The organism is Streptomyces sp. NPDC021749 (assembly GCF_040640655.1).
Taxonomy (GTDB): domain Bacteria; phylum Actinomycetota; class Actinomycetes; order Streptomycetales; family Streptomycetaceae; genus Streptomyces.
Genome location: NZ_JBFACE010000003.1, coordinates 114,028 through 127,240 on the forward strand (window position 1 = coordinate 114,028; position 13,213 = coordinate 127,240).

Genomic DNA, 13,213 nt, shown 5'->3' on the forward strand with positions numbered 1-13,213 from the left:
GCAAGGGGGGCCTGTCGGCGGCCGTTCGGCCGCGGGCAGGCCCTCCGCCGTTTCTGCCGTTCCCGCCGCTTCCGCAGGTCTACGGCTCGTCCGTCGGATCCGTCGGATCCGTCGGGCCCGTCGAGTCCGTCGGGCCCGTCGAGGCGGGGCGCAGGCCGCGGAGGACCAGGTCGCGGACCGCCTCGAAGTCGGCGGTGATCTCCGGACGGGACCACTCGGCCGCGTAACAGGGGTCGTGGAAGCGGCCGGTGGCGTCGAAGACGGCCCGGGCCGTGACGGCGGGGGAGGGGGTCTGGAAGGTGCCCTCGCCGACGCCGTCCTCGATGATCCGGGTGAGCTGGGCCTCCAGGTCCGTGACGTGCCGGTCGACCACACCGCCGCTCTCGCCGATCAGCGCCATGTACGTCGCGAACAGCTCGGGATCGTCGCCCGCCTTGTGCCGCTTGGCCTCGAAGAGCGCGGTCAGCCAGCGGTCCAGCCGCTCGGCCGCCGGGCCCGCCTCCGTCACGATGCCGGACAGCTGCCGGCTCGTACGGTCCAGCCAGCGCGCCGTGACCGCTTCGCGCAGCGCCGTCTTCGTGCGGAAGTGGCGGTAGACGCTGCCGTGGCTGACGCCCAGGGCGCGCGCCACGTCCACGACCGTGGCTTTCGCCGGGCCGTAGCGGCGCAGCACCTCCTCGGTGGCTTCGAGGATGCGCTCGGGGGTCAACGACTCGGGGGGCATGGCGCGGACGGCCTTTCGGGAGGGCGGACGGACGGATGGCGGTGGGCGGGCGCTGGGCGGCACCCGTACCGGATCCGCGGGCGGGGTCGGCGGTGCTCTCAGGTGCACCGGGGTCCCTGCGCGGTACCTACGGACGGTACCTGGCCGCCCCCTCGGGCCGCCGCTCCGCCGGCGGTCAGCGCTCGCTGTCGAGGTGGGCCATCTGCTCGGCGGGGTACCGGTCGCCGGCGGCGGCACCGGCCGGGACCGCCCGCTCGATCGCGGCGAGGTCTTCTGCGTCCAGGGTCACGTCCAGGGCGCCGAGCGCCTCGGAGAGCCGGTCCCGGCGCCGCGCGCCGACCAGCGGGACGATGTCCTCGCCGCGGGAGAGCACCCAGGCGATGGCTATCTGGGCCACCGAGACGCCCTTCTGTTCGGCGATCTTGCGCAGGGCGTCGACCAGGTCGAGGTTGTGGCCGAGGTTCTCGCCCTGGAAGCGCGGGCTCATTCCGCGGAAGTCGTTGGGGGCGAGCTTGCGGTCCCGGTCGAAGTGGCCGCTGATCAGGCCGCGGGAGAGCACACCGTAGGCCGTGATGCCGATGCCCAAATCGCGGGCGGTGGGCAGGATGGCGTCCTCGATGCCGCGGGAGATGAGGGAGTACTCGATCTGGAGGTCGGCGATCGGGGCCACGGCGGCCGCGCGGCGCAGCGATTCCGCGCCGACCTCGGAGAGGCCGATGTGCCGGACGTGTCCCGCCTCCACCAGTTCTGCGATGGCGCCGACGGTCTCCTCGACCGGGACGTCCGGGTCGAGCCGGGCGATCCGGTAGATGTCGATGTGGTCGGTGCCCAGGCGCGTCAGGGAGTAGGCGGCGAAGTTCTTCACCGCCTTCGGCCGGCCGTCGTAGCCGGTGAAGCCGCCCTCGATGGTGCGCAGGGCGCCGAACTTCACGCTGATCTGCGCCCGTTCGCGGGCCGCGGCGGGGGCGGTGCGCAGCGCTTCGTTGATCAGCAGTTCGTTGTGGCCCATGCCGTAGAAGTCGCCGGTGTCGAGCAGGGTGATGCCGGCGTCGAGGGCGGCGTGGACGGTGGCGAGGGATTCCGTGCGGTCGCTGTCGCCGTAGAGGGCGGACATGCCCATGCAGCCGAGGCCGAGGGCGGAGGTCTGCGGGCCGGTGGTGCCCAGGGTACGGGTCTGCACGGTGTGCTCCTGAATGGATGGCGAGAGGGGGGACGGGAGGGGGCGGGGCACGGGCCGCCGTCGGGCGGGCTGGTGTCCGGATCCCTCACGCAAGCAACTATGGCATGACGGCTGACAGATTTCAATATCTGTCAGCCGCCGTGGCGCGGGGTTGCCGTCGGGCCTGCCGCAGGTCATCTCCCCGTTCCGTCGTGTCCCCGTGTTCCCGCAGGTCAGCGCAGTGCGCGCGGCAGGCGCAGGGCCAGGACCGTGGTGCCCGCGACGATCGCCAGCTGCGTCAGCAGCGCCGCCAGCAGGGCATCGCGGATGCCGACGGACGGCATGAGCGCGAGGAAGAGCGTGCCGAGGGTGGCCACGCCCAGCGCCAGGCCGGACTGCTGGGTGGTGACCATGACCCCGCCGCCCACGCCCGCCTGCGCCACCGGCAGCTCGCTCAGCACGATGCGCATCAGGACCGGCAGCACCAGCCCCTGACCGAGGCCGAGCAGGGCCATGCTCGGCGCGAGACCGGCCACCGAGACGCCCGGCCAGCCCGCGTGCACGGTCAGCGCCAGCGCGATCAGCCCGGCACCCTGGATCAGCGAGCCGGTGAAGACCACCCGCCGTCCGAAGCGCCCCACCAGCCGCGGTCCCGCCAGGGAGGCGACGAAGAAGGTGAGGCAGAGCGGCAGCAGGGACAGGCCGGCCGCCAACGGGCCGTAGTGGAGGCCGGTCTGGAGCGCGACGGCCACCACGAACATGAAGCCGCCGAAGCCCACCGAGAACGGCACGATCATGGTGAGACCGCTGTTCACCGACGGGATGCGCAGGAGCGACGGCGGGACGAGCGGGGTCCGGCCGCTGCGCTCGGTGCGCCGCTCCACCAGGAAGAACGCGACACCGGCGCACGGAAAGACGGCCAGCAGGAGCCAGGACCACAGGGGCCAGCCGGCCGCGCGCCCCTCGGTCAGCGGCAGCAGCAGCGTGACCAGCGAGACGGCCAGCAGGACCGTGCCGGGGCCGTCGACCCGGGTCGGGTGCGGGGAGCGGGTCTCGGGGACCGTACGGGCGGCCAGCAGCCAGGCCGCCGCGGCGATCGGGACGTTCACCAGGAAGACCGCCCGCCAGCCGGAGCCCGCCAGGTCGACCGAGACCAGCAGCCCGCCGACCACCTGGCCGACGGCGCTGGAGACCCCGGCCGTGCCGCCGTACAGGCTGACGGCCTTGGCGCGCCGCTTCCCGGTGGTCGTGGCCTGGATGGTGGCCAGGACCTGGGGCAGCAGCAGTGCCGCCGAGGCCCCCTGGGCCACCCGGGCGGCCACCAGCGTCGCGGCGTCCGGAGCGAGGCCGCACGCCAGCGAGGTCAGGCCGAAGGTGGCCAGGCCCCACAGGAACAGCCGGCGCCGGCCGATCATGTCCCCGAGCCGCCCGCCCAGGACCAGCAGCGTGGCGTAGGCGACGCCGTATCCGGCCACCACCATCTCCAGCATCGCGGGTCCCGCGTGCAGGTCGTGGTCGATGGTCGGCAGGGCGACGTTGACGATGAAGAAGTCGATCATCGGGAGGGCCGCGCCCAGCAGCACGGTCAGCAGGCCGAGCGGCGTCAGGGCGGCGGCGGCCGATGCCTGTGGTGGGGCGCCGGCCGGGGTTTGAACAGGGATGGTCTGTGCTCGGGTCTCGCTCACGGAGACGACGATCGTCGAGTGCTCAGACGGGTACCAGTGCGTCCTTATCCTGGTATCACTGCTACCTGGCAACCGCCTGGGCGCTGCGGCACGCTGGTGGCATGACCGTCGACGCGACCCTGACGCAGGCTGCCACACCGCCCGGCGCCGCCACGACCCCGCCGTCCGGGCCGGCCCGCCCCACGGGCGCCGCACCCCCGCGCGACGACGCCGCCCGCCGCGCCGAGTTGGCCGCCTTCCTCCGCAGCCGGCGCGAGCGGATCACCCCCGAGCAGGTCGGCCTGCCTCGCGGCGCCCGCCGCCGCACGCCGGGACTGCGCCGCGAGGAGGTCGCGCACCTCGGCGCGGTCGGCGTCACCTGGTACACCTGGCTCGAACAGGGCCGGGACATCCACGTATCGCCCCAGGTCCTCGACGCGGTGGCCCGTGCGCTGCTGCTCGACCGCGCCGAGCGCAGTCATCTCTTCGCGCTCGCCGGCGCCGTCGACCCCGTGCCGGGCAAGGAGTGCACCGGCGTCCCGCGGGCCCTGCGCCAGCTCCTCGACCAGCTCTCGCCGTTCCCCGCCGTCGTCCAGAACAGCCGGTTCGACATCCTCGCCTACAACAGCACCTACGGGCAGCTGCTGTGCGACCTCGACGCGCTGCCCGAGGAGGACCGCAACTGCATGTGGCTGGCGTTCACCCACCCCCAGTGGCGGGCGAGCGTGGTCGACCTGGACGCCGCGATGCGGGTGATGGCCGCGAAGTTCCGCGCCTCGATGGCCGAGCACGTCGCCGAGCCGGCCTGGAAGGCGCTGGTGGCACGGCTGACCGAGGCCTCGCAGGAGTTCCGCGAGATCTGGGCCCAGCACGAGGTGGTCCGCCCGGTCAGTTCCGTCAAGCTCTTCCGCCACCCACGGGTGGGTCTGCTCGAACTGACCGCCACCAGCCTGTGGACGGGGCCCACTTCCGGGCCCAAGCTGCTCTCCTACACACCGGTGGACGAGACCTCACGGGAGCGGCTGGAGCAGTTGGAGAGGCTGGTGCTCGCCCCTGCGTGACGTAGCTCGCCCCGCGGGCGGGACGCAGGACGGGGCGGCCCCGCGGCCTCTCAGGCGCTGCGGCCCGGCGCCCGCGTCGCCGCCCCGCTCCGCTCGTCCTCCTCGAACAGTTCCGCCGTGTGCCGCGCGGTGGCCTTCGCCCAGCGGCCCGTGGTCAGCGCGCCGAGCAGCAGGACGGCCGCGCCGCAGCCGGTGATGATCCACCAGGCCGGGCGGCCGGCCGCGATGAACTCGTCCGCGGTGGCCGCCGCATGCGCCCCGCTCGCCAATACGGCGCCGATCACCGCGACGCCGAGCGACTGCCCCACCTGACGGCTGGTGGAGGCCACGGCGGCGGCCACCCCGGCCTGGGCGCGCGGCATCCCGGACACCGCCGTGTTGGTGATCGGCGCGTTGACCAGGCCGAACCCGATGCCGAAGAGGACGTAGCCGGGGAACAGCAGCCAGTTCGTCGACTGGGCGTCGAACGCCGCGAAGAGCAGCCCGCTCGCGCCCATCGTCGTACCGGCCAGCAGCAGCGGCAGCCGGGGGCCGCGGTTGCCGACCAGCCGGCCCGACAGCGGCGCGAAGAACAGCGTCATCCCGGCCATCGGCAGCATGTAGAGCCCGGCCTCCAGGGCCGAGAGACCGCGGATGTTCTGCAGGTACAGCGTGTTGATGAACAGGAAGCCGCCGAGCGCGGCGAACGCGCTGACCGCCACGATGGTGGCCCCGCTGAACGGCGCGCTGTGGAAGAACCGCAGATCGATCAGCGGCTCCCGCCGGCGCCGCTCGTAGCCGATCAGTGCCCCCAGTGAGACCAGCGCCACCAGCACGAACGCCAGGATCTCCGCCGATGCCCAGCCGGCGTCCGGCGCCTCGATGATCGCGTACGTCAGCGAGCCGAGCAGCGTGATCACCAGCAGCTGGCCGACCGGGTCGACCCGGCGCGGCTTCGGGGCGCGGGACTCCGGCACGTACCGCAGGGTGAGGAAGAGCGCCAGCGCGCCGATCGGGACGTTGATCCAGAAGATCGAGCGCCAGCCGACGCTCTGCACCAGCAGCCCGCCGACCACCGGCCCGGCCGCCATGCTGATGCCGACGACGCCGCCCCAGACCCCGATGGCGCGGGCCCGCTCCCGGGGGTCGGTGAAGGTGTTGGTGATGATCGACATCGCGACGGGGTTGAGCATCGAGCCGCCGACCGCCTGCACCATCCGGAAGACCACCAGCCATTCCAGATCGGGCGCCAGACTGCACAGCAGCGACCCGAGCGCGAAGACCACCAGCCCGATCAGGAAGATCCGCCGCCGGCCGAGCCGGTCGGCGGTCGAGCCGGCCAGCATCAGCAGCGACGCCAGCACCAGCGTGTAGGCGTCGATGGTCCACTGCATCCCCGAGACCGAGGCGTGCAGCTCGCGCTGCATGGACGGCAGGGCGACGTTGAGGACGGTGTTGTCCAGGCTGACGATCAGCAGGCTCAGACAGCAGATCGCCAGCACGAGCAGACGCCGTCGACGGCTGAGATCGGGCATCCTTGAACGCTACAACGATCCCGGCGGTACGGTCCTGGCGGGGCAGCGGGCGCGGTGCGGGACAATGGGAGGCCGCAGCCGGTCGTCCGCGGCGCGCGGACCCGCAAGGCCCGGACCGCCCGCCCCGTACCGCCGCCCCGGAACCCCGGGAAACCGAAGAGAACCGCCGGAGAAAGTCGAAGGTATCGCTCCATGTCGCTGCTGCAGATCGGTCCGCACACGGTGCAGCCGCCCGTGGTCCTCGCGCCCATGGCCGGGATCACCAACGCCCCGTTCCGGACGCTCTGCCGGGAGTTCTCCGCGGGCAAGGGCCTGTTCGTCAGCGAGATGATCACGACCCGGGCGCTGGTCGAGCGCAACGAGAAGACCATGCAGCTGATCCACTTCGACGCGACGGAGAAGCCGCGCTCGATCCAGCTGTACGGCGTCGACCCGGACACCGTCGGCAAGGCCGCCCGCATGATCGCGGAGGAGGACCTCGCCGACCACATCGATCTGAACTTCGGCTGCCCGGTCCCCAAGGTGACCCGCAAGGGCGGCGGCTCGGCCCTGCCGTTCAAGCGCCCGCTGCTCCGCTCCATCCTGCGCGAGGCGGTGGCGAACGCCGGCGGGCTGCCGGTGACCATGAAGATGCGCAAGGGCATCGACGACGACCACATCACCTACCTGGACGCCGGCCGGATCGCCGTCGAGGAGGGGGTGACCGCGATCGCCCTGCACGGCCGCACGGCCGCCCAGCACTACGGCGGCACCGCCGACTGGGACGCCATCGCGCGCCTGAAGGACCACGTCGGGGAGATCCCCGTCCTGGGCAACGGCGACATCTGGTCCGCGGACGACGCGGTCCGGATGATGCGCGAGACCGGCTGCGACGGCGTCGTCGTGGGACGCGGATGCCTGGGCCGGCCGTGGCTCTTCGGCGATCTCGTCGCCGCCTTCGAGGGCCGCCCCGAGGACTACGCCCGGCCGACGATGAAGCAGGTCGCCGACGTCATGCTGCGGCACGCCACGCTGCTCGGCGAGTGGCTGAACGACGAGGCGCGCGGCGTCATCGACTTCCGCAAGCACGTCGCCTGGTACACCAAGGGCTTCGCGATCGGCTCGGAGATGCGCCGGAGCCTCGCGGTGTCCTCCTCCCTCAACGAACTCTCCGACCTGCTGGGCGAGCTGGACCTCGACCAGCCCTGGCCCACCGGCGCCGACGGCCCCCGCGGCCGCACCTCCGGCCGCAACCGCGTGGTCCTCCCCGACGGTTGGCTGGACGACCCGTACGACTGCGCGGGCGTCAGCGCGGACGCGGAGCTGGACACGTCCGGCGGCTGACCCCGCCCCTCGGCCCGACGTCCTTTACGGTCGGTACGCGCAGGCTTTACGGCCGGTACACGCAGGCCGCCAGCGGGGCGTGCCGCTTCCAGTCCAGGGACTCGTAAAGGGCCCGGCCCTCGTCGGTGGCGCCCAGGACGCCGACATGGGCGCCCTCCGCCACGGCCTGGTCGGCGAGGGTGCGCATGACCACGCTGCCGAGGCCGCGGCGGCGGTGGGCGGCATGGGTCTCGACGCGGTCGACGACGGTGGTGTCGCCGAGGACGGCCATCTGGCCCTTCGCGGCGAGCGTGCCGGCCGCGTCGTGCACCCGTACGTAGGTCACGCCGGCGCGGTGTTCCATGGAGGTGGTGTAGCCGTCGGGCGTCACCGGATGTGTGGTCCGCAGATCGGTGGCCATCAGGTGGCCGGCGTCCTCCCGGTCGGCCTGCCAGCCCGCCGGGAGCCAGCGCTCGACCTCCGCGTCCTCCAGACATACCTTGAGCCAGGTGTCGGGCACGGTCACCGACGCGGTGGCCGCGCGCACCGCGGCCTCGGTGGCCTCGGGCAGGACGTGCCGCCCGACCTGGCCGGGCAGGCCGACCTCGATGTACAGGCCCCAGGGCTCGGCGACCGGCTCCGGAGTGCCGCGCGATACCGCCCAGCCGGCTCCCCACGTGCCGACGAGTTCCGAAAGCATCAAGTCCTCCCCGAGAGGCGGTTGTTGGTGAGAGTGAGTAAGAGGTGCCGCCCGGGTGCGCACATTACGCGATGAGGGGGCGTCGGGGTACCTCTTTATGCCGGGCGGTGGGGGATTCGGGCGCGGCGTGCGGGGATGGCGGCGGCAGCCGCGTACCGTTTGAGGCCGAATGCCGGAATTCGGGCAGGTTGACCGCGAAGGAGCCGCCGTGACGAGGACGCAGTCGTGCTGAGCGGGGACCGTTCGCTCGGGGAGGTGGAGCGGGCGGTCCGGGCCAGGGTCGGGGACCTGCCGGTGCGCCCCGAGCAGATGGCGGCGGTGGCGGGCATCTACCGGGCCGCGGCCGCGGTGCGCCAGCACTTCGAGAACTCCGCGCTGCGCGGCGCCGATCTGACCTGGACCGGTTTCGTCGTGCTCTGGGTGGTGTGGATCGGCGGCGAACGCGAGACCCGCCAGGTCGCCGAGGAGGCCGGCATCTCCAAGGGCACGCTCACCGGCGTCGCCCGCACCCTGCAGAACCGCGGTCTGCTGGAGCGCCGGGCGCACCCCGTCGACGGGCGGCTCGCGCTCCTCTCCCTCACGTCCGAGGGGGAGCGGCTGATGGCCCGGCTCTTCCCGGAGTTCCACGACGAAGAGGTCTTCGTGACCGGCGGGCTGAGCGACGACGAGGCGCTGGACCTGGCGGAGCTGCTGCGCCGGATCGTGGCTCAGGTGGAGCACCGCGGCGCGGAACGGCGGCTGGAACTGCTCGACGGCCGCGACCCGCCGCCGCGCCGCAGCGGCCGCCGGCCGAAGGGAGCCGGTGCGCTGTGAGGGTCCGCCCGCCCGGTCGTATACGACGCCGGGCCCCCGGGCCGCGTTCCGGCCCGGCCGGGAACTATGGCCGGATAGCGACGCTCCGCACCGGCGGACCCTCTCTGTACTCGGCTTCCGTGCGCCAGGTGGCCGAATTGCGTAGCGAGCGGTCTGCCGCGGGTGTGCGGACGAGGGCGCTGCGCGACGGTTTCCTTGATCGACTGACGGCCGGGAGGGTCCAAATGATGGGACCACGGCACACATGAGCGCGTGATTCTCGCCACCCCTGATAGGGGATGCGCTCAGATGAGCGCAAAATGCCGACTCCACCTCTCGGAAAGGTGGCACCGGGTGCCACCCATCGTCTGTTCGATCAATGAACACGATCATCGCGCTCCGTATCACATACAGGCCTTCTACGATCACGCTTCGCAGTGATGCATTCGGGTAATGAACTGACTGCTGAGCGGGTGATCACTTTCGATCTGGTGGCTGACAGCCGGTTACGCACGTATGTCGACCAAGTGGACGTACCCATACGCCTTCGATCTGGGTATGTTCCTCGCCGTCAGGGCAGCCCGTCGGCGAGGAGTCAGTGCCGTGTCGGAAACACAAGATCCCCACGTAAACCAGCCTTCGTCCGCGAAGTTCGTCTACGACTTCACCGAGGGCAACAGAGACCTCAAGGACCTCCTCGGTGGCAAGGGCGCGAACCTCGCCGAGATGACCAACCTGGGACTTCCCGTCCCTCCGGGGTTCACGATCACCACCGAGGCCTGCAAGGTCTACCTGGAGAGCGGCACCGAGCCGGCGGCACTCCGTGCCGAGGTCTCCGAGCACCTCGATGCCCTTGAGCAGAAGATGGGCAAGAAGCTCGGCCAGGCCGACGACCCGCTGCTCGTATCGGTGCGTTCCGGGGCGAAGTTCTCCATGCCCGGCATGATGGACACCGTCCTCAACATCGGCCTCTCCGATGCGTCGGTTTCCGGCCTCGCCGCACAGGCCGGTGACGAGCGGTTCGCGTGGGACTCCTACCGCCGCCTGATCCAGATGTTCGGCAAGACGGTGCTGGGTGTCGACGGCGAGCTCTTCGAAGAGGCGCTGGAGGAGGCCAAGCGGGCCAAGGGCGTCCGCGTCGACGTCGAACTGGACGCCACCGACCTCAAGAGCCTGGTCGCGGACTTCAAGGACATCGTCGCCAAGGAGACCGGCCGGGACTTCCCGCAGGACCCGCGCGAGCAGATGGACCTCGCCATAAGGGCCGTCTTCGACTCGTGGAACACCGACCGCGCCAAGCTCTACCGCCGCCAGGAGCGCATCCCCGGCGACCTCGGCACGGCCGTCAACGTCTGCTCCATGGTCTTCGGCAACCTCGGCCCGGACTCCGGCACCGGCGTCGCCTTCACCCGCGACCCCGCCTCCGGCCAGCAGGGCGTCTACGGCGACTACCTGCAGAACGCGCAGGGCGAGGACGTCGTCGCCGGTATCCGCAACACCGTGCCGCTTGCCGAGCTGGAGTCGATCGACAAGGCGTCGTACGACCAGCTGATGCAGATCATGGAGACGCTCGAAACGCACTACAAGGACCTGTGCGACATCGAGTTCACCATCGAGCGCGGCAAGCTGTGGATGCTGCAGACCCGGGTCGGCAAGCGCACCGCCGGTGCCGCCTTCCGGATCGCCACCCAGCTCGTCGACCAGGGCCTGATCGACGAGGCCGAGGCGCTGCAGCGGGTCAACGGCGCACAGCTGGCGCAGCTGATGTTCCCCCGCTTCGACCTCGGCGCGAAGTCCGAGATGATCGGCCGCGGGATCGCCGCCTCCCCGGGCGCGGCGGTCGGCAAGGCCGTCTTCGACTCGTACACCGCCGTCAAGTGGTCGCGCTCCGGCGAGAAGGTCATCCTGATCCGCCGCGAGACCAACCCCGACGACCTCAACGGCATGATCGCCGCCGAGGGCATCCTCACCTCCCGCGGCGGCAAGACCTCGCACGCCGCCGTCGTCGCCCGCGGCATGGGCAAGACCTGTGTCTGCGGCGCCGAGGAGCTGGAGGTCGACACCAAGTCCCGCCGGATGACGACCCAGGACGGGACCGTCATCGAGGAGGGCGACGTGGTCTCCATCGACGGCTCCACCGGCAAGGTCTACGCCGGTGAGGTGCCGGTCGTGCCGTCCCCGGTCGTGGAGTACTTCGAGGGCCGGATGCACGCCGGTGCCGAGGACGCCGACGAGCTGGTCAAGGCCGTCCACCGGATCATGGCGTACGCGGACCGGGTCCGCCGGCTGCGGGTCCGCGCCAACGCCGACAACGCCGAGGACGCCGCCCGCGCCCGCCGGTTCGGCGCTCAGGGCATCGGCCTGTGCCGCACCGAGCACATGTTCCTCGGTGAGCGCCGCGAGATGGTCGAGCGCCTGATCCTGGCCGACACCGACGCCGACAAGGACGCCGCGCTCGCCGAGCTGCTGCCGCTCCAGAAGGCCGACTTCATCGAGCTGTTCGAGTCGATGGACGGGCTGCCGGTGACGGTACGGCTGCTGGACCCGCCGCTGCACGAGTTCCTGCCCGACATCACCGACCTGTCGGTGCGGGTCGCGCTGGCCGAGGCCCGCCACGAGAAGCACGAGAACGACCTGCGGCTCCTCCAGGCCGTGCACAAGCTGCACGAGCAGAACCCGATGCTGGGTCTGCGCGGTGTGCGCCTCGGCCTGGTCATCCCCGGTCTGTTCGCGATGCAGGTGCGGGCGATCGCCGAGGCGGCCGCCGAGCGCAAGAACGCCAAGGGCGACCCGCGTGCGGAGATCATGATCCCGCTCGTCGGCACCGTCCAGGAGCTGGAGATCGTCCGCGAGGAGGCCGAGCAGGTCATCGCCGAGGTCGAGAAGGCCTACGGCGTCGAACTCAAGCTCACCCTCGGCACCATGATCGAGCTGCCCCGCGCCGCCCTCACGGCCGGTCAGATCGCCGAGTCCGCCGACTTCTTCTCCTTCGGCACCAACGACCTCACGCAGACCGTCTGGGGCTTCTCCCGGGACGACGTCGAGGCCAGCTTCTTCACCGCGTACCTGGAGAAGGGCATCTTCGGCGTCAGCCCGTTCGAGACCATCGACAAGGACGGTGTGGGCTCGCTGGTCCGCAACGCCGCCGCGGCCGGCCGGGCCACCCGCCCGGACCTCAAGCTCGGCGTGTGCGGTGAGCACGGCGGCGACCCGGAGTCCGTCCACTTCTTCCACGAGGCGGGCCTGGACTACGTCTCCTGCTCCCCGTTCCGCATCCCGGTCGCACGGCTGGAGGCGGGCCGGGCGGCGGCCGAGGCCAAGGGCAGCGACAGCCGCTGACCCAGGAAGGCACCGCGGGCGCCTGCGCGCCCGCGGTGCCGCACGAGAACCACCGGAACCGGCGGCGGGGCCACCTCAAAAACCCTCACCAGCCCGGCCGTCGGCTCCGGAACCCCAACGAGGGCGGCACCTGTGCGGAGGTGCCGCCCTCGGTCGTGTGATGTCAGATGTCCGCGGCCGCCTCATCAGGCGATCTGCCGGGCGGGGGTGGCGTCACCGCGTCTCCGGTTGAGGGCGGCGATGACCCGCGGCAGGAGTTCCTCCCCCTTGGCGACGGAGCTGTAGAACGGGAACACCTTGGTCAGCCCGGCCCCCCGGAACGCCTTCAGGATGCGGGGCGAGGGATTGACGACGCCGATCAGGCCGCCGTGGACCCAGGTCCGCTTCAGGGCGCCGACCAGCACACCGGTTCCCGTGCTGTCGAGGAAGTCCACCTCGCTCACATCGACGAGCAGCTGGTAGTGCCTGTCGTTGATGAGCTCCACGAGGGCCTCCCGCAACAACGGGGCCGTGTAGACGTCGATCTCGCCGACGACCTTGACCACGGTCATGACGTCGGAGAGGTGCTCGTGGGTGATGCTCCGTCCACACCGGTCCACGATCGGTTCCATGTATCCCCCGCTTCCTCCTGCTCGGCCCGCGTGCCCGTGCCTCAGCGTACGCCGTCTACGCCCTGCCCCGCGCGGCCAACGACCTTGTCCAGATGATCAGTTGGCGGATGATGCGGTCGGCGCGGCGGCTGCCGTCCGGCAGGAACGGCAGCACCACGAGAGCCGGCACGCTGGCCAGCGTGACCAGCAGGAGGGGAAGGACGAGGAGGGCCGCCGTCAGGGCCCGGTACAGGGCGTTGGCCGTGCCCCGCGTGAGGAGGGTGGCGAAGGGGTTCAACTCTGCCTCCGGAATGAGGTGATGCGTCGTCTGCTGGACGCGTTGTCGTCGTGGGGATCAGGATGGCGGC

General features: G+C 71.6%; 10 protein-coding genes and 1 pseudogene. 4 read left to right on the top strand and 7 right to left on the bottom strand.

All coding sequences use genetic code 11. The annotated features are described in order from the left end of the window. Positions 1–79 precede the first annotated feature (79 nt). From AB0G35_RS04185 to AB0G35_RS04195, 3 genes are all read right to left on the bottom strand, one after another. Positions 80–724 (bottom strand): TetR family transcriptional regulator, encoded by a 645-nt coding sequence (locus tag AB0G35_RS04185; RefSeq protein ID WP_360943350.1) that lies wholly within the window; start codon positions 722–724, stop codon positions 80–82. Positions 725–899: 175 nt separating this feature from the next. Further along, on the bottom strand, positions 900–1,904 hold the full coding sequence (locus tag AB0G35_RS04190) for an aldo/keto reductase (protein WP_360943353.1): 1,005 nt from the start codon (positions 1,902–1,904) through the stop codon (positions 900–902). A 212-nt stretch (positions 1,905–2,116) separates the two neighbouring features. Then, positions 2,117–3,544 (bottom strand): MFS transporter, encoded by a 1,428-nt coding sequence (locus AB0G35_RS04195; RefSeq protein ID WP_360943819.1) that lies wholly within the window; start codon positions 3,542–3,544, stop codon positions 2,117–2,119. Positions 3,545–3,669: 125 nt separating this feature from the next. On the opposite strand from AB0G35_RS04195, the gene AB0G35_RS04200 reads away from it, so the two are divergent. Continuing rightward, the gene (locus tag AB0G35_RS04200; RefSeq protein WP_360943356.1) at positions 3,670–4,608 is read left to right on the top strand and encodes a helix-turn-helix transcriptional regulator; all 939 of its coding nucleotides are present in this window, start codon (positions 3,670–3,672) and stop codon (positions 4,606–4,608) included. Between the two features lie 50 nt (positions 4,609–4,658). Here the strand turns inward: AB0G35_RS04200 and AB0G35_RS04205 are convergent, their stop codons facing one another. Further along, on the bottom strand, positions 4,659–6,122 hold the full coding sequence (locus AB0G35_RS04205) for an MFS transporter (protein WP_360943359.1): 1,464 nt from the start codon (positions 6,120–6,122) through the stop codon (positions 4,659–4,661). Positions 6,123–6,314: 192 nt separating this feature from the next. Here AB0G35_RS04205 and dusB point away from each other — a divergent pair, with 192 nt between their 5' ends. Continuing rightward, positions 6,315–7,445 carry a tRNA dihydrouridine synthase DusB gene (dusB, locus tag AB0G35_RS04210; RefSeq protein ID WP_360943362.1) on the top strand — a complete coding sequence of 377 codons (1,131 nt, stop codon included), beginning with the start codon at positions 6,315–6,317 and terminating at the stop codon, positions 7,443–7,445. A gap of 46 nt (positions 7,446–7,491) precedes the next feature. Here dusB and AB0G35_RS04215 read toward each other — a convergent pair whose 3' ends face one another. Further along, positions 7,492–8,124, bottom strand: coding sequence for a GNAT family N-acetyltransferase (locus tag AB0G35_RS04215; RefSeq protein WP_360943365.1), 633 nt, complete (start codon positions 8,122–8,124; stop codon positions 7,492–7,494). A 228-nt stretch (positions 8,125–8,352) separates the two neighbouring features. On the opposite strand from AB0G35_RS04215, the gene AB0G35_RS04220 reads away from it, so the two are divergent. After that, the gene (locus tag AB0G35_RS04220) at positions 8,353–8,937 is read left to right on the top strand and encodes a MarR family winged helix-turn-helix transcriptional regulator (protein WP_360943822.1); all 585 of its coding nucleotides are present in this window, start codon (positions 8,353–8,355) and stop codon (positions 8,935–8,937) included. Positions 8,938–9,519: 582 nt separating this feature from the next. Continuing rightward, positions 9,520–12,255 carry a pyruvate, phosphate dikinase gene (gene ppdK, locus AB0G35_RS04225; protein WP_360943368.1) on the top strand — a complete coding sequence of 912 codons (2,736 nt, stop codon included), beginning with the start codon at positions 9,520–9,522 and terminating at the stop codon, positions 12,253–12,255. Positions 12,256–12,527: 272 nt separating this feature from the next. Here the strand turns inward: ppdK and AB0G35_RS04230 are convergent. Continuing rightward, a pseudogene (locus AB0G35_RS04230) lies at positions 12,528–12,806 on the bottom strand (STAS domain-containing protein); the annotation flags it as partial. 115 nt (positions 12,807–12,921) lie between these two features. Continuing rightward, entirely contained in the window at positions 12,922–13,143 is a 222-nt protein-coding gene (locus AB0G35_RS04235; protein WP_360943371.1) for a hypothetical protein, read from the bottom strand. Between the last annotated feature and the right edge of the window lie 70 nt (positions 13,144–13,213).